At 63.1% G+C, this 16,339-nt stretch carries 15 protein-coding genes; 7 read left to right on the top strand and 8 right to left on the bottom strand.

All coding sequences use genetic code 11. The features are described 5' to 3' along the window. Positions 1 to 38: 38 nt before the first annotated feature. Both K3136_RS04680 and K3136_RS04675 read left to right on the top strand, forming a co-directional pair. Positions 39 to 1,628, top strand: a complete 1,590-nt coding sequence (locus K3136_RS04680; RefSeq protein WP_221431732.1) for a phosphoenolpyruvate carboxykinase — start codon at positions 39 to 41, stop codon at positions 1,626 to 1,628. 187 nt (positions 1,629 to 1,815) lie between these two features. Further along, positions 1,816 to 2,736: a glycoside hydrolase family 16 protein gene (locus K3136_RS04675; protein ID WP_247711434.1), complete on the top strand. Its 921-nt coding sequence runs from the start codon at positions 1,816 to 1,818 to the stop codon at positions 2,734 to 2,736. An 18-nt stretch (positions 2,737 to 2,754) separates the two neighbouring features. Here K3136_RS04675 and K3136_RS04670 read toward each other — a convergent pair whose 3' ends face one another. After that, a complete protein-coding gene (locus tag K3136_RS04670; protein ID WP_221431731.1) occupies positions 2,755 to 4,608 on the bottom strand; it encodes a DUF885 domain-containing protein in 1,854 nt (617 codons plus the stop codon). Positions 4,609 to 4,645: 37 nt separating this feature from the next. Then, positions 4,646 to 5,023 carry a DUF3597 domain-containing protein gene (locus tag K3136_RS04665; protein WP_221431730.1) on the bottom strand — a complete coding sequence of 126 codons (378 nt, stop codon included), beginning with the start codon at positions 5,021 to 5,023 and terminating at the stop codon, positions 4,646 to 4,648. Between the two features lie 119 nt (positions 5,024 to 5,142). On the opposite strand from K3136_RS04665, the gene K3136_RS04660 reads away from it, so the two are divergent. Further along, complete coding sequence (locus tag K3136_RS04660) at positions 5,143 to 5,352, top strand: hypothetical protein (RefSeq protein ID WP_221431729.1); 210 nt, start codon at positions 5,143 to 5,145, stop codon at positions 5,350 to 5,352. A gap of 18 nt (positions 5,353 to 5,370) precedes the next feature. Here K3136_RS04660 and K3136_RS04655 read toward each other — a convergent pair whose 3' ends face one another. After that, complete coding sequence (locus K3136_RS04655; RefSeq protein ID WP_221431728.1) at positions 5,371 to 6,039, bottom strand: energy transducer TonB; 669 nt, start codon at positions 6,037 to 6,039, stop codon at positions 5,371 to 5,373. 159 nt (positions 6,040 to 6,198) lie between these two features. Further along, on the bottom strand, positions 6,199 to 6,855 hold the full coding sequence (locus tag K3136_RS04650; RefSeq protein WP_221431727.1) for an alpha/beta hydrolase: 657 nt from the start codon (positions 6,853 to 6,855) through the stop codon (positions 6,199 to 6,201). Positions 6,856 to 6,982: 127 nt separating this feature from the next. Between K3136_RS04650 and K3136_RS04645 the strand changes: the two genes are divergently transcribed. The 3 genes from K3136_RS04645 (at position 6,983) to K3136_RS04635 (ending at position 9,697) form a co-directional block, all read left to right on the top strand. Beyond that, the gene (locus K3136_RS04645; protein ID WP_221432216.1) at positions 6,983 to 8,029 is read left to right on the top strand and encodes a cysteine desulfurase family protein; all 1,047 of its coding nucleotides are present in this window, start codon (positions 6,983 to 6,985) and stop codon (positions 8,027 to 8,029) included. 250 nt (positions 8,030 to 8,279) lie between these two features. Beyond that, positions 8,280 to 9,374, top strand: coding sequence for a cysteine desulfurase family protein (locus K3136_RS04640; protein ID WP_221431726.1), 1,095 nt, complete (start codon positions 8,280 to 8,282; stop codon positions 9,372 to 9,374). Then, positions 9,371 to 9,697, top strand: coding sequence for a 2Fe-2S iron-sulfur cluster-binding protein (locus K3136_RS04635; protein ID WP_221431725.1), 327 nt, complete (start codon positions 9,371 to 9,373; stop codon positions 9,695 to 9,697). The genes K3136_RS04640 and K3136_RS04635 overlap by 4 nt, the downstream gene beginning before the upstream one ends. Before the next feature lie 55 nt (positions 9,698 to 9,752). Here the strand turns inward: K3136_RS04635 and K3136_RS04630 are convergent, their stop codons facing one another. The 4 genes from K3136_RS04630 to K3136_RS04615 all read right to left on the bottom strand — a co-directional run bounded on the left by K3136_RS04630 (position 9,753) and on the right by K3136_RS04615 (position 13,926). After that, on the bottom strand, positions 9,753 to 10,334 hold the full coding sequence (locus K3136_RS04630) for a DUF4274 domain-containing protein (protein ID WP_221431724.1): 582 nt from the start codon (positions 10,332 to 10,334) through the stop codon (positions 9,753 to 9,755). 72 nt (positions 10,335 to 10,406) lie between these two features. After that, complete coding sequence (locus K3136_RS04625; RefSeq protein ID WP_221431723.1) at positions 10,407 to 11,438, bottom strand: DUF4349 domain-containing protein; 1,032 nt, start codon at positions 11,436 to 11,438, stop codon at positions 10,407 to 10,409. A gap of 123 nt (positions 11,439 to 11,561) precedes the next feature. Beyond that, positions 11,562 to 13,274: a mechanosensitive ion channel family protein gene (locus tag K3136_RS04620; protein ID WP_221431722.1), complete on the bottom strand. Its 1,713-nt coding sequence runs from the start codon at positions 13,272 to 13,274 to the stop codon at positions 11,562 to 11,564. A 94-nt stretch (positions 13,275 to 13,368) separates the two neighbouring features. Further along, positions 13,369 to 13,926, bottom strand: coding sequence for a type 1 glutamine amidotransferase domain-containing protein (locus tag K3136_RS04615; protein WP_221431721.1), 558 nt, complete (start codon positions 13,924 to 13,926; stop codon positions 13,369 to 13,371). Positions 13,927 to 14,025: 99 nt separating this feature from the next. Here K3136_RS04615 and parC point away from each other — a divergent pair, with 99 nt between their 5' ends. Further along, entirely contained in the window at positions 14,026 to 16,323 is a 2,298-nt protein-coding gene (parC, locus tag K3136_RS04610; protein WP_221431720.1) for a DNA topoisomerase IV subunit A, read from the top strand. Positions 16,324 to 16,339 lie beyond the last annotated feature (16 nt).

Genomic DNA, 16,339 nt, shown 5'->3' with positions numbered 1-16,339 from the left:
CCCCGAGTGACACCGCCTCTTTCGCGCTGGAGATTTCAGTGACTACCGCTCTTTCCCACTCGCTTGCCGCGCAGGGCATCGAGACTTCCGCAACCATCCACCCCAACCTGACTTCGGACGAACTGACCGCTGCCGCACTGGAACGTGGCGAAGGCCGCCGCGCCAAGCACGGCCCGCTGGTCGTCGAAACCGGCAAGCACACCGGCCGCAGCGCGAAGGACAAGTTCATCGTCCGCAATGCCGAGACCGAAGACACGGTGTGGTGGGACAACAACGCCTCGATGACGCCCGAACACTTCGCCGCGCTCAAGGCTGACTTCATGGCTGCGGTAAAGGACAAGGACGAGCTCTTCGTGGCCGACCTGTTCGGCGGCTCGCAGCCGGAATACCGCGTGAACGTGCGCGTCATCAACGAGCTCGCCTGGCACAACCAGTTCATCCGCACGATGCTGGTCCGCCCGACCGCGGAAGAGCTCGACGGGTTCGAGCCGGAATACACGATCATCGACCTGCCGACCTTCAAGGCGGATCCTGAACGTCACGGCACCCGCAGCGAGACCGTGATTGCGGTCAACCTCGAAGAAAAGCTGATCCTCATCGGCGGCACGAAATATGCCGGCGAAATGAAGAAGAGCGTTTTCGGCGTGCTCAACTACCTGCTTCCGCCCAAGGGCGTGATGCCGATGCACTGTTCGGCCAATATCGGCCCCAACGGCAAGAGCGCGGTCTTCTTCGGCCTTTCGGGCACCGGCAAGACCACGCTGTCGGCCGACGCCAGCCGCACGCTGATCGGTGATGACGAGCATGGCTGGTCGGATACGGCGGTCTTCAACTTCGAAGGCGGCTGCTACGCCAAGATGATCCGCCTCGATCCCGAGAGCGAGCCGGAAATCTACGCCACCACCAAGATGGAGGGCACGGTCCTCGAAAACGTGGTGATGGACGACAATGGCGAGATCGACCTCGACGACAACACGCTCGCGGAGAATACCCGCGGCGCTTATCCGCTGTCCTCGATCCCGAACACCAGCTCCGACAATCTCGGCCCGCCGCCGTCGAACGTGATCATGCTGACCGCCGATGCATTCGGCGTCCTGCCTCCGATCGCGCGCCTCACGCCCGAGCAGGCAATGTACCACTTCCTTTCGGGCTACACCGCCAAGGTTGCCGGTACCGAAATCGGCGTGACCGAGCCGACCGCGACGTTCTCGACCTGCTTCGGCGCACCCTTCATGCCGCGCCACCCGAGTGTTTACGGCAACCTCCTGAAGAAGCGCATCGCCGAAGGCGGCGCGCAGTGCTGGCTGGTCAACACCGGCTGGACCGGCGGCAAATACGGCACCGGCAACCGCATGCCGATCAAGGCCACCCGCGCGCTGCTTAACGCGGCGCTCGACGGCAGTCTCAATGACGCGGAATTCCGCAAGGACCCGAACTTCGGCTTCGAAGTTCCTGTCAGCGTGCCGGGTGTCGACAGCACGATCCTCGACCCGCGGGCAACCTGGACCGACAAGGACGAATACGACCGCACCGCACACAAGCTGGTGCAGCTCTTCGTCGACAATTTCGAACCCTTTGCAGCGCATGTCGACCAGGGCGTGCGCGACGCGGCTCCCGCAGCCGCCTGACCCTATAGCCTGCGCAGCGCAGGCAGAGAGTTGGAGAGGAGGCCCCCGGTCGCGAAGGAGAGAGCGCGGCCGGGGGTTTTTCGTGCGTGAGACACCTGCCCGCCATGCGTACGAATGCGCGCGGTCGGTAGATTGCGAGGTCGCCGGGCGGCTGATAGCCCTCCGTGAGGGACGATGGAGTAACTGTATGAAGGCGCGCGCATATTGGGCACTTGCGGCGGGGGCATTGGCGCTCTCCGCATGTGGAGGTGGCAGTGGCAGCGCGCCTCCAGCAACGGGCGGAACCTCGACGCCCACTCCGACGCCAACACCAACGCCGTCACCAGCGACATTCGACACGCTGGTGTTCGAAGAGCAGTTCGACAGCGGCTCGCTCGATCGTTCGGTCTGGAATGTCGAGGGGCCGGCGTTCTGGGTCAATAACGAGCAGCAGGCCTATATAGATTCCAACGAAACGATTCTCTTCGGCCCTGTCGCGGGTGCCGAGGACGGTCAGGCGCTGATCCTTAGGCCACAATGGCGTGAAGGTTTCGCAACCCCGACCGGCCGGACAACCGATTTCGTCTCCGGCCGCATAAACTCCGCCGACAAATATGATGTGACCTATGCGAAGGTCTCGGCCCGCATCCGCATGCCCGATGCGCGCGGCGCCTGGCCAGCATTCTGGATGCTCGGTTACGGCGCGTGGCCGGATGCAGGGGAAACCGACATCATGGAATATGTCGGCGAAAAGGACTGGACGAGCTCTGCGCTCCACGGGCCCGGCTATTCCGGCGATACGCCCATGGCCGAACGCCAGACCTTCCCTGCGGGAGAGGACGTGACCGGCTGGCACGTCTACTCGGTAGAAAAGCGCGACCAGGACCTGCGCTTCTTCGTCGACGACCGCGAGTTTTACCGCGTCACCAAGGCCGACGTCGAACAGTACGGCCCGTGGCGCTTCGACCGGGCACAGTACATCATCCTGAATTTCGCGCTCGGCGGGACCTATCCGCAGGGCGTGAACGGGGTGACCTCACCCTATCCCGGCCTTCCGCAAGCGACGGTCGACCGGATCAAGGCCGGCGAGATCCAGATGGAAGTCGACTGGGTCCGCGTCTGGGAATGAGGCGAGGCGCGGCCTGCCCTAGGCGCTCGCCCCCGCGATGTAGCGCGACACGTTCTTCTCCAGCACATCCATCGGCACATTCCCGCCGAGGATAACCGCGTCGTTGAACGCCTTGAGGTCGTAAGCATCGCCTAGCACTGCCTGCGCGCGCTGGCGCTGGTCGACGATACGGCTGTGGCCGAGCTTGTAACCGGTCGCCTGTCCGGGCCAGCTGCAATAGCGATCGACCTCGCTCTGCACTTCTTCCGGCTTCGATCCATTGCGCTGGATGAAGAACTGGCGGCCCTGTTCGCGGCTCCAGCCCTTGGCGTGCAGGCCGGTGTCGACGACCATGCGGCAGGCACGAAAGGCGAGGCTCTGGAGATAGCCCAGCTGCCCCACTTCGAAGCCGTCATAGGCGCCCAGTTCGTCGGCCAGCTGTTCGCCGTACAGCGCCCAGCCTTCGGAGAAGGGATTGAAGGCGAGGATCGAGCGGATCAGCGGCAGGCGGTTCGAATATTCGCCTTCCCACACGTGGCCGGGAATGGTCTCGTGATAGGTAAGATCGGCAAGATCGTATTTGCGGTGCAGTTCGGTAGTGCGCAGGTTGATCCAGAAGCGTCCCGGGATCGTGCCGTCCTTGCTGCCCGCCCCGCCATAGGCGCCCGGTGCGCCGGCTTCTTCGGCGACCGGAATGCGGACGACCTCGAGATTGGGGTCTACCAACGTATTGAAGGCGCGCGGCATCTGCGCCTTGATCCAGTCGATCCGCTCGGCGATGAAATCCATGATTTCGGCGCGGCCTGCATCGCCCTCGGCGAACTTGTAGCGCGGGTCCTGCGACAGCGCGGTCATGCGCGCGCCGACGCTGCCTTCGGTATAGCCGATCTTGCGCAGGATCGGGTCCATGCGCGCGTGCAGCGCTTCCAGTTCCTCGAGACCCTGCTTGTGCACCTCGTCCGGCGTGAGGCGGGTGGTCGTGCTGGAGCGCAGCGCCCAGTTGTAGAATTCCTCGCCATAGGGGCGGGCCGACATGCCCGGATCGTCGGTCGCGACTTCGCGTTCCGCGCGCAGTTCGGTGAGCTGGCGTTCGAGCGCCTCGGCGATCACCCCGCTTTCGAGGATCTTCGCGCGATTGGCATGGCTTTCGGGCATGCCCGCAGCGTTGAGCTTGGCGCGCAAATCGTCTGCGAACAGCTCGCCCTTGCCGGCGCTGGCGATGGTCTGTTCCATCTGCACGATAGCCTTGTCGAGCAGGAAGGACGGCGGGACCACGCCCATTCCGCGCGCTTCGCGGATACGCGCCAGTTCGCCGTCGAGCGAGGCGGGAAAGGCTTCGAGACGTTCGATATATGCGTCCGCATCGTCGCCATTCTCGACCTTCTGCGTCGATTGCATAAAGCGCGGCATGGCGAGATATTCGCCCACGTTCTGGATGACGACGTAGGGTGCGGTACGCCAGTTGCCGACCGGCGTATCGCCATAGGGGAGGGCGAAGCCGTCGAGCGCAAGTTCATAGGCGCTCTGCACCACGTCGAGGTTGGTCACGGTTTCGCTGTCGAGCCCTTCGCGCGAATAGGCGGCAACGCGTTCAAGGTCCTGCCGCAGCGTGGCGGCATAGGCATCCTGCCCGGCAGGCGACTGGTCTTCGATCTTGCCGCGCAGATAGGCATAGCGGCCCGTATCCACGCCAAGGCTGGTGGCGCGTTCGGGTTCATGCTCGAGCAAATTGTAGGCGACGGTTTCGAGCAACCGCTCCGCACCGATCCTCTGTGCTGCGGCAATGCCTTCGGGCCGCGGTGTCGGGACGCATCCGCCGAGCGTGAGGGCGGTGGTTGCGCCAAGCCCTGCGAGGACCTGACGACGGGTTGCTTCGAAAGTGTGTTGGGTCATGCGCGCCGGTGTGTATCCGGCGCGCAAGAGTGTCAAATCAATCGAGGAATTCGGCCGGGACCTTGCCGCCGTTTGCCGACAATTCGCGCATGGTGCGCTTGTGCAGCCAGATATTGTCCTCGGCGGTGCCGGAATAATCCTCGCGGCCAAGCTCCGTTGCGAGCGCCTTGCGGCTCTCGTAACTGGAATCGACCCCGATCAGTTTCATCAGGTCGACGATCGAGGTGCGCCAGTTGAGCCGGTCGGCACCCGGCATGGAATCGAGGCTGTTCTCGACATCGATGACCGGCTTGGCGACGGCTCCCGTCTTGGGGGCATCTGCCCATGCATTCCCGGTGTTCGGTTGGGCCGGTGCTTCCTGCGCCTTGGCTTCCTTGCCGAAGATTGCTTCCTTGATGCTGCTGAAAATACCCATCGCTCTCGTCCTTTCGCCGTTTGTGCGGCCTATCGCCGCTTCGCTTTTGCAATCAACGGGATGGGATGCAGTGCGTTCCGGTGCTTTCCCGATCGCGCGACCCGGGCTAGGGAGCGGGCATGCTCGATACCGTCCTTTCTATCGTCGTACTTGCCGCCGTTGCGCTTTTTGTCGGCGCATTCCTGCTGTGGAAGCGGACCGGCAATGCCAAGAACGCGCTGCTCATGGTCCTGCTGGGCCTGATCGCGTTGGGCAACGTCGCCATCTGGACGATCCCCGACGCAGACGGCGAAGCCCCGCTCGACAAGGTCGAACGGGGCTCGCGTTAGCAGCTATTGCCCGGGAGGCTATTCGGGCAGCTGCCAGAGGACCGAACCGGTATAATGACCCGACACCGGTTCGCCATTCGACCCGCGGGCCGGTTCGAATTTCGCACGCTGCTGCACCAGGCGGCAGGTCGCTTCGTCGAGCTGACTGTGGCCCGTGCTGCCGGTGATCCGGCAACCCGTGACCTTGCCGCTGGCAGCGATATCGAGGCGGAAGCTGGCCACGCCGGTCAGCTCACGCCGCGCCCAGCTTGAGCGGTAGTCACGGTCCGAAAGCCATGCACCCGGATCATTGCGCGGCTTGGCTCCGACGGGAGCGAAGGTGGCTGCCGGGCTCGGAATCTCCACGACCGGACCGCTCGGCTTTGGGATCGGCGGCATCGGGGGCAGGGGAACGGTCGTCGTCGCGATCGTCGGCTCGGACTTATCGAGCTCGAACTTCGGGGTGGGCACGTTGACCGGCGGGGTTGTCGGAGTGTCGGGGACATTCTCTGCCTGTTCAGGCGGAGGCGGGGCTGGGGGCGGCGGGTCCTTTTTTACATCGAAAGTGTCCACTCTGGGTGGATCGGCGATGATTGCCTGAGAGACGGTAAGGCCGGTGACGATCAGCGCACCGATGGCCGCTTGCACTATAACGGCGCTCGCCAAACCCGTTGGCGAGGGGCCGCTCTTCTGGTCGACATATGACATGGGTCCTCTCCTTTGCGACTCCAGTTGATTGGATGTTACAACATATCAAATCAAATGCAAGTCCGGCCGTTTGGAGGGTGGCGGTAGGCAGGTCCGCTTACGAAAAAGGGCCCGAAAATCGGACCCTTGATCGTATTCGCATCGATTGCCTGACAGCGATCAGGTGATCGGGCAGGCCGGGTCGAGACGGAAGTCGAGGTAGTTGTCGACCGACTTCATCAGATCTTCCTGCTCGTTTTCGAAGAAGTGGTTCGCGCGCGGAATTTCTTCGTGATGCACGGTGATGTGCTTCTGCGTGCGCAGCTTCTCGACGAGCTTGGTCACGGCGTTTGGTTGGACGACGGTGTCCTGCGCGCCGTGGATGAAGATGCCGCTGGCGGGGCAAGGCGCGAGGAACGAGAAGTCGTACATGCTCGCAGGCGCACCGATGCTGATCCAGCCGCGGATTTCCGGGCGGCGCATGAGCAGCTGCATACCGATGAGCGAGCCGAAGCTGACGCCGGCAACCCAAGTCACCTGCGCTTCGGGATGAACTTGCTGGACCCAGTCGAGCGCGGCAGCGGCGTCGGACAGTTCGCCGATACCGTTGTCGAAGCTGCCCTGGCTGCGGCCGACGCCGCGGAAATTGAAGCGCAAGGTGGCAAAGCCGCGGTTCACGAAGGTCTTGTAGAGACGCTGCGTGATCTGTTCGTTCATCGTGCCGCCGCCCTGCGGGTGCGGGTGGAGGATCATCGCAACAGGTGCGCGCGGACGCGGGCCGGGAGAGAAACGGCCTTCGAGGCGGCCTTCGGGGCCGGGAAAGATCACGGTCGGCATGGGAGATATACCCTGACAGAAAATTTCGGGCGCGCTGGCCCTTTGAGGGCTTGCGCGAGGTCGCGGGCTATATAGGGTTTCACCGCCAAATCGCAATAATTTAAGGCCTCGTCCCGTCTCGACACGCATCTATCTCGATCATGCTGCCACCACCCCGCTGCGCCCCGAAGCGCGTGCGGCGATGGAAGAGGGCTTCGATCGCTGGGCCAATCCCAGCAGCCCGCACGCCGAAGGCCGCAAGGCCCGCGCGATGCTGGAGGACGCGCGCGAGCGGATGAAACGCGCGCTCGGCTGGGAAGGCGAGGTCATCTTTACTTCCGGCGCGAGCGAGGCTGCGGCCCTCGCTCTGGCCCATGCGAAGGCGGGCGCCCGGCTGGTTTCCGCGGTCGAGCACGATGCGATCCTCAAGGCGGCTCCCGATGCAGAGCGCCTGCCGGTGAAAGCCGATGGCGCACTCGACCTCGAAGTGTTCGCCGAAGCCGTCCAGCGCGAGCGCCCGCTCGTCGCGGTCCAGCACATCAATTCGGAAACCGGCAACCGGCAGGACATCGCCGCCATTGCCGGGCAGGTGCATCAGGCAGGCGGCCTCCTGCTGACCGATTGTGCGCAGAGCGCGGGCAAATTCGCGATTCCGCCCTGCGACATGGCAATCGTGTCGGCGCACAAGTTCGGCGGGCCGATCGGCATAGGCGCGCTGCTGGTGAAAGATTTCGCCATGCTCGATCCGGCTGGCGGACAGGAGCGCGGCTATCGGCGCGGAACGGAAAACCTTCCCGCCGCGATGGGTATGGCTGCGGCGCTGGAGGCGGCATCCTCACCCTATATCGACCCCTTCGTGCTCGAACCGATGGACGCGATCGTCGAGCACTGCCGCGAGAGCGGTGGAACATGGATATCCGACCGACTTTCGGACCCCACGCCCTACGTCCGCGCCATCGCCATGCCCAAGATGAGCGGCAGCGCGCAGGTGATGCGCTTCGACATGGCAGGTATTTCTGTCTCGCAAGGGTCGGCCTGCTCGTCAGGCACGATGAAGACCAGCCACGTCATGCAGGCGATGCAGGTAGAACCCGAAGTTGCCGACCGCACCATCCGCGCAAGCTTCGGCTGGAACACCACGCGCGAAGAAGTGGAACGCTTCGCCGAGGTATGGCTTGAGTTGGCAAAGGTATGAGCCAGAAATCTTGGGCGAGCATTCTTCGAGGCGCCGAATTTGGCATCGTGGCGGCCGTATTTGAGTTATTGATGTTTGGATCGGCCTGGACCGTCTGGGTAGCTATACCTCTGATCTTTCTCGCGGCGAGCAAACTTCGCTGCCAGAATTGCGGCACGAAATTGAACGACTTCCAGTACGCTAACAAATTTCGAGGCTCGAAGACTTTGCGGCAATGCCCGAATTGCAATGAGCCGATGATAGAGACCAGATGATCTACCTCGACTACCAAGCCACCACCCCGCTTGCCCCCGAAGCGCGCGATGCCATGATGCGCTGGCTCGACGGCCCGGGCGGCACCGGCTTCGGCAATCCGCATTCCCCGCACAAGATGGGCCGCGAGGCCAAGGCCGCGATCGAGTTTGCGCGCGAACAGGTCGCCGCGCTGTTTCCGGCGGGCGGCAAGGTGATTTTCACCTCCGGTGCGACCGAAGCGCTCAATCTCGCCATTCGTGGAAGCGGCAAGGATGGCACGGTCTCGGTTTCGGCCATCGAACATTCCGCCGTGCTCGACACGGCCAAGGACGCGGGCAAGTGCCACGTGCTGAACGTCGCCAAGGACGGGCAGTGCAACACCAAGCAGGACCTGCCGCAGGACACGCGGCTGGTCTGCCTGATGCAGGTCAATAACGAGATCGGTGTGATCCAGCCGACGGTCGAATGGCATCGCAAGGCAAAAGAGAACAACGCGCTCTACCTGTGCGATGCGGTGCAGGCCTATGGCAAGATCGAGGTCACCGGCGCGGACATGATCGCCATCAGCGCGCACAAGTTCCACGGCCCCAAGGGCGTGGGCGCTCTCTGGGTGCGCGACGGGGTCGATCTGCACGAGGTCCAGACCGGCGGCGGGCAGGAATTCGGCCTGCGTTCGGGCACCCTCTCGCCGGCGCTTATTGCAGGCATGGGAGCGGCAGCAGCCGAGGCGAAGGACCGGATGGAGCAGGACGCGGAGCACGTCCAGAAGCTCTGGAAGCGCGCTTGCCAGATCTTCGAGAACTGGGAACTCAACGGCAGTGCCGAGGCGCGATATCACGGCAACCTCAACATCCGCCCGCGCGGCCCCAATGGCGGCGGGCTGGATGTCGGCCGGCTCATGAGCGATTGCCGCAATGTGATGTTCTCTGCAGGGTCCGCCTGCGCCAGCGGATCGGGCCGAACCAGCCACGTGCTCGAGGCGATCGGCCTGCCCAAGAAGCTAGCCAAGGCATCGATCCGCCTCGGCTTCGGGCGCTACACCACGCTCGAGGAGATCGAGGAAGCGGGCCGGACGATCAACGAGGCGGCAAAGGCGCAAGGGGCCCTATGAAGATCACGTTCATCACCTCCGAAGGCGACCGCGTCGATGCATCGGGCGAAGCTGGTGACACACTGCTCCGCGCGGCCCAGGCGGCCGGAATGCCGCTGGAAGGCGCTTGCGAGGGGCAGATGGCCTGCTCCACCTGCCACGTGGTGGTCGACAAGGACTGGTTTGACCGCCTCCCCGAAGCGAGCGAGGAAGAGGAGGACATGCTCGACCTCGCCGCCGGGGTGAGGCGCACGAGCCGGCTTTCCTGCCAGATCGTGCTCGGCGAGGAACTGGACGGATTGACCGTGAGCATTCCGGCCGAGAGCCATGATATGAGCCGGTGAGGCGAGCCGCTGTCTTGGCTTGCGGGGTTAGAAGCGTCCAAGGACGTCGAGGAGCTCAGATTTCGTAAATGAGCTCACCTGTTTCCAGGTCGATCGTCCAGGGGTAGGGCTCTGAACTTTGAAATTCGTAGGCAAACTGGTTGATGCGCCTTCCGGGCGTATGCGTGACCATGAGCTCGTTGGGGAATGACGGCGCGCCTGCCTTTTTGGCGCCATTTCGCAGTTCTTCGAACTCTCTATCCATCCCATAATCGATGTCGGACCGGTCATCACGAATGACGTAACAACGGTCGCCGGTAATCGCTTCGTGAATGTCGAATTTGATCTCTTCCCGCCGATAACCCTGATTGCGAAAGCGATCAGCGATGAATTTCAGCATGGGTTCGACACTGTAGGAGCTTTCACCCATGACTTCTTCGCTTTCCTCGAAGTCATAACCGGTCGGCTCGCCTTTCCAGAACACCGATCGCGCGGTCGCCTTGTCGCATTCGGGCTGACTGACGATCCAGTACAGGACGTCAAGTTCATCGTCCCAGTTGTGGACCTCGGCGATGAAGTGCCAGTCGTCCGGATTCATTTTCGACAGGCATGCTATCTGGGCGGCGAGCAGCTTTTTTATGCATTCGTCATCGGTCATGTGGCGCGTCATTCTCGGTCAGAATCCTAGGCGCCATCTCATGCCAAAGCCTTGTTGAGGAATGGTTATTGCCTATTCCTTCTTCTCCGCGTCCGCTTCCGGCCTCGTCCACCCATCCTCGCCGATCCCTGTCGACAGCCCGATCCGCTTGAACAGGCGGATCGCGCCCCAGATGATCAGGCCGATGGGGATGATGACGATGCCGACCACCATCAGGAAGGCGATGAGGTTGCCGAGGATCGAGGCGAGCGAGCCCCATGCATTGCGGATCGGGTCGGCGAAACCGCCCTGTGACGGGGTTCCGGCCTCGTATTCGAGCGTCATCGTCGAATAGGCGACGCGGCCGCGCATCTCGTTGAGCCAGCTTCGCGCCTGGTCGATCTCCTCGTTTACCTTGGCGACGCCGCGCTCGGCCTCGACCAGTTCGGCGACCGTGCCCTGACGGTTTCGCAGCACTTCCATCAGCCGGTCGCGCAGCACCGTACGGGCGCGCAGGCGGGCTTCGGTGTCGACGATCTTCTTGGACAGGTCCTCACCCTCGATCGAGGAGGATACGAGCTCGCCCTTCATACCCTCCGATGTGGCCGTGAGGGCTTTGCCGAAAGTGCGGGCTTCGTCGCTCGCGATGGCGATCCGCAGGCTGCCATAGGCATAGTCGCCCGCGCTCTCGCCGGAATTCATAGAGACGATCCGGCAGGTCTGCGGGCCCTTCGCCTCGCACATGTCGGCATGCTTTTCCTGCATGGGGCGGATCAAATTGGCCGCCACGCGAAAGCCGTAGGAATAGGTATAGGCCACCTGCGGCATGCTGACGGAAATAGTGGTGTCTTCTCCCGGCACGGGCTGGCCGGGAACGGTGACCGGAGCGGGAGCGGGCGGGGGCGGAGCGATGCGGTGGGGCTGCGGAGGCGGCGGCGAGCCGGAGAACATCCCCTCCTCCCGCGCCTCGTAGAAGCCGAATTCGTTCGCAGGAGCAGCGGAACCGCCGTCCTCGACATCCACTGTCGTCACGCGTTCGGTGACTGGCTGCTCCCTTTCGGACTGGCCGCAGGAAGCGAGGGCTATCGTTGAAAGACCTGCCAGGATGGCGTGACGTGCTTTCATCGAAACTCTCCCCGTTCAATCACATCACACGGAGCTGTGTGGCGTGAATGTTACAACGTATCGCAAATCAAGCCCGCGTCAAGTCACGGGAATTTTGCTGGGCTGGGGAGCTTGTGGGGCCGATCAGGTTGCTTCGTCTTCGCGGCCAAGGTCCATGCGGACCTCGCGTTCGCGGGGCAGGTAGGCAGGCATCGGCTCGTTTCCGGCCGCTGCATCGAGGCGTGACGCGGCGGCTAGCATGTGTTCGCGCAAGCGGCAATGCATGGCCCAGCCGCATTTCGGATCCTCGGCCCTCGCCATGAAACGAACCGTCATGGCCCGCGCATCCTGCGCGACGACTTCGCAAATGGCATCTTCGGGGTCGATCACGTCCTCGTCATTCTCCACGAATTCGCGGAAAGGTTCGCGTAATTTGTCGACATCGGCGCGGTTATCCAGCTCGAGTTCGACATGCATCATCAGGCTGGCGTCCTGCTTGGTCCAGTTCTCGAAACTGTCGCTGGTGAAATCGCTCACCGGGGCGATCACCCGACGTTCGTCCCAGGTACGCAGGCGCAGGTGGGTGAAGCCGATCTTTTCGACGAAGCACCATTGTCCGTCATAATGGATCGCATCGCCGATCCGCGCGGTCTGCGCAAAGGCGATCTGGACACTTGCCATGATATCGCCGAGCACCTTGCGCGCCGCAAAGACCAGTACGAGGCCGAGGACACCGGCAGAGGCGATGATCGAGAAGCCGAGCGTGTTGGACAAATTGCTCGCGACAACGACGAAGCCGATGCCCGCGAGCAGGATCACCGCGGTCAGGATGCGGCGGATCGCGCTCATCTTGGTGTAGAAGTTGCGGTCCTCGTTATTGCCGGGGGCCTCGAGTTCGTCGGTGCGCCGCGATGTCGCGAAGTCGAACAGGGCCTCGATCACGGAGAGCGCGATGCCGACGATGGCCGCGATGATGAGTATCAGCTGCAGCGGGTCGAGCAGGTCCTTCGCTGGCCCGGAGAGCCTGAAGAAGGTCGTTCGGACGAGCGCGAATGTACCCGCAAAGGCAAGCAGGGTTGCCGGCAGGTGTATCGCCTGCAGGACCCCGTAAAGCTTGGTGTCCTCGTCCTGACGATCTCGCATGCGGTTGATCGCAAGATAGGTCAGGGCTGCGGCCAGCGCGCCGGCGAGCAGGATCAGCGGCAAAGCGATCACTTCCCACCATGCCAGCGTCCAGAAGGCCTGTTTGCGCAGCGCCGGGGGCAGGCTTTTTTCGAATTTGGTCGGACCGTAGACTTCGTAGAGGGCGGGGATATTCTCGACCGTCTGGCGGCTGAACACCCAGACCGGTTCGCCGTCGGGTGCCTGCACCCGCGCCAGCCTGATCGGCACGGCGCGGTTCTCCAGGTCGAGCAAGCCGATCGTCAGCGAGCGGCGCGCAACGCCGGACATGGGGTCCTTGCTGCTGGTGGTCGTATCGACTGCATCGGGGCGGTCGGGAAGCTCGGTCCAGCCGATCGAAAGCGAGCGATTCAGCAGGTCGTAAAGCTGGGCGGCAAGCTGATCGGCATCGCGTTCGGCAGGGTCGGTATTGGCAAGATCCAGCGCGGCTGCCGCATCGCTCCAATCCCCCCTCTCGCCAGCGGACATGAAGCTTTCCATCAGCCCCATGGGCGTATCGAGATCGAGGGGAACAGAGCCGGGCGGGGTGACCGTCTCCAGCTGCTCTACCTCGTAGACGTAGGCTTGCGATCCTTCCGCTACCGAGCGGTCGGCCTGCGCCTGCGCCTGAACGGCAAAGAACGCAGCGAATACAGTGATAAGCGCGGTGACGATGCTTTTGTGAATGTTCCCCATGCCTTACCTAATGCCGCCGCGCCTTTATCGGTCCCCAAAAGCAGGAACCCCGCTGCCGGGGGCAACGGGGTTCCTTGGTTCGATGGGATCGAATTTACGCGCTTTCGAGTTCGCGCTTCTCGACACTTTCACCCAGCATTTCGATCAGCGCCTTGCTGAATGCAGGGATGTCATCGGGGTTACGGCTGGTGATGAGATTGCCGTCCTTGGCAACTTCCTGGTCGACCACATTCGCGCCGGCGTTGGCGAGGTCGGTGCGGACCGACGGCCAGCTCGTGACCGTCTTGCCCTTCACCAGGTCGGCTTCGACGAGCATCCAGGGTGCGTGACAGATGGCGGCGATGGGCTTGCCCGCCATGTCGAATTCGCGGACGATCGCGACGGCGCGCTCGTTCATGCGAAGGATATCGGGGTTCATCTGGCCGCCCGGGAGGAGCAGCGCGTCATAGCCCGAACAATCGGACACTTCGTCGACCGTCATGTCGACCTTGACGCTGTCGCCCCAGTCCTTCTGGTCCCAGCCCTTAATTACGCCCTTTTCGAGGCTGACCACGGTGGTCTCGAAACCGGCGTTTTCGAGGTTGGCCTTGGGCTTCATCAGTTCCGACTGTTCGAAGCCATTGGTGGCGAGGATCATTACGCGTTTCGTCATGGGTGGTTTCCTTTGATTTAGTGTTACCCATGCAACGTGTGGGGATGACGTGCCGTTCCGTGCTGACAGGCGAGCCGTGCCTCTGGTAGGGCAGGCTCCATGGCCACTACTGACCTTGATGATTCCGGCGCGGATCCGTTCGACGCGATTGTCGATGCGCCGTTCGATTCCGCGCTTTCCGAGCGCTATCTCGTCTATGCGCTGTCGACGATTACCGCGCGTTCGCTGCCCGACCTTCGCGACGGGTTGAAGCCGGTCCACCGGCGCCTGCTGTGGACCATGCGCCAGCTGAAGCTCGATCCGGCAAGCGGCTTCAAGAAATCGGCCCGCGTGGTGGGCGAGGTGATCGGTAAGTACCACCCGCATGGCGATACCGCGGCCTATGACGCGATGGTCCGCCTCGCGCAGGATTTCGCGCTGCGCTATCCGCTGGTCGAGGGGCAAGGCAACTTCGGCAACATCGACGGCGATAATGCCGCGGCCTACCGCTATACCGAAGCGCGGCTGACCAAGACGGCGATGCGCCTTATGGAAGGCCTCGACGCGGGCACGGTCGATTTCATCCCGACCTACAATAACGAGGAAGAAGAGCCGGAAATCATGCCGGGCCTCTTCCCGAACCTGCTCGCCAACGGGGCAAGCGGGATTGCGGTCGGCATGGCGACCAATATCCCCAGCCACAATGTCGCAGAGATCGTCGATGCGACGCTGGAAGTGATCGACAACCCGCATGTCGAACACGCGCGGCTGATGGAAATCTTCAAGGGCCCGGACTTCGCCACCGGCGGTGTCGTTCCCGAGAGCGCCGAGGTGATCAGCCACGCTTACGAAACGGGCCGCGGCTCCTTCCGTGTGCGCGGGCGCTTCCATGCGGCGGAAGCCGAGAAGGACGAGGACAAGCAGGCCGGCATCGAACGGCTGGGTGGCGGCCAGTGGCAGCTGGTCATCTCCGAAATCCCCTATCAGGTGCAGAAGGGCAAGCTGATCGAGCAGATCGCGCAGGCGATCGCCGACCGGAAGCTGCCCATCCTCGAGGACGTGCGTGACGAAAGCGACGAGCAGATCCGCATCGTGCTCGTGCCGCGCAGCCGCAATGTCGATCCGGAACTGCTGAAGGAGAGCATCTACAAGCTCACCGACATGGAAACGCGCTTCGGCCTGAACCTCAACGTGCTCGACCGCACGCGCACGCCGATGGTGATGGGGCTGAAGGAACTGCTCGACAACTGGATCGCCAGCCAGATCGACATCCTCCAGCGCCGCAGCCAGCACCGGCTCGACCAGATCGCGCGGCGGCTGGAACTGGTCGAAGGCTATATCATCGCCTTCCTCAACCTCGACCGGGTGATCGAGATCATCCGTACCGAGGATGAACCCAAGCCGGTTATGATGGCGGAATTCAAGCTCACCGACCGGCAGGCCGAAGCCATCCTCAACATGCGCCTGCGGTCCTTGCGCAAGCTGGAAGAGATGCAGCTTCGGGGCGAAAAGGACGAGCTGCTGAAGGAGCAGGACGAGCTCGAAAAACTGCTCGGCAGCCCGGCCCGCCAGCGAACGCGCCTCAAGCGTGACCTCAATGCGCTGCGCAAGGAGTATTCGGAAGAGACCGATCTCGGCCGTCGTCGCACCACCATCGAGGAGGCCGCGCCCGCGGTCGAATTCAGCATGGATGCGATGATCGAGAAGGAGCCGGTTACGGTCATCCTCTCGCAAAAGGGCTGGGTGCGCGGCGCCAGGGGGCACCTGCCGCTGGACCAGGAATTCAAGTACAAGGAAGGCGACGGTCCTGCCTTCGTCCTCCACGCGCAGACCACCGACAAGCTGCTGCTGATCGGCGATGACGGCCGTGTCTTCACGCTGGGCGCGGACAAGCTGCCCGGTGCGCGCGGCTTCGGCGAGCCGGTGCGCAACACGCTCGATATCGACGGTGCGGCGCAGATTGTGTCGGTCATCGTCCACCGCGAAGGGCAGGAAGTGCTGCTCGCCGCCAGCACGGGCAAGGGCTTTGCCGTGACGACCGACCAGATGCTCGCCGAAACCCGCAAGGGGCGGCAGGTGATGAATGTTAAGGACGGCGTGAAGCTCGTTGTCGCGCGTCCGATCGACAAAGCGCACGATCATGTCGCCGTCGTAGGCGAGAACCGCAAGCTTGTGGTCTTTAATCTGGAAGAACTGCCGCGCCTTGCGAAGGGGCAGGGCAACAAACTGCAAAACTACCGCGACGGCGGCCTGTCCGATGCCACCACCTTCACCATGGAGGAAGGCCTCAGCTGGGCAATGGGCGGCAAGGGCGACCGCACCCGCACAGAAACCGAGATGTGGCAGTGGAAGGTCGCGCGCGGCGGGGCCGGACGCCTGCCGCCGCAGGGCTTCCCGCGCGACAACAAGTTCGGATAAACAAAAGACCGGAAGC

This window comes from Qipengyuania gelatinilytica (assembly GCF_019711315.1).
GTDB lineage: Bacteria > Pseudomonadota > Alphaproteobacteria > Sphingomonadales > Sphingomonadaceae > Qipengyuania > Qipengyuania gelatinilytica.
The sequence above is the reverse complement of the archived record's forward strand: the minus strand, read 5'-3'. Positions and strand labels throughout refer to the sequence as shown.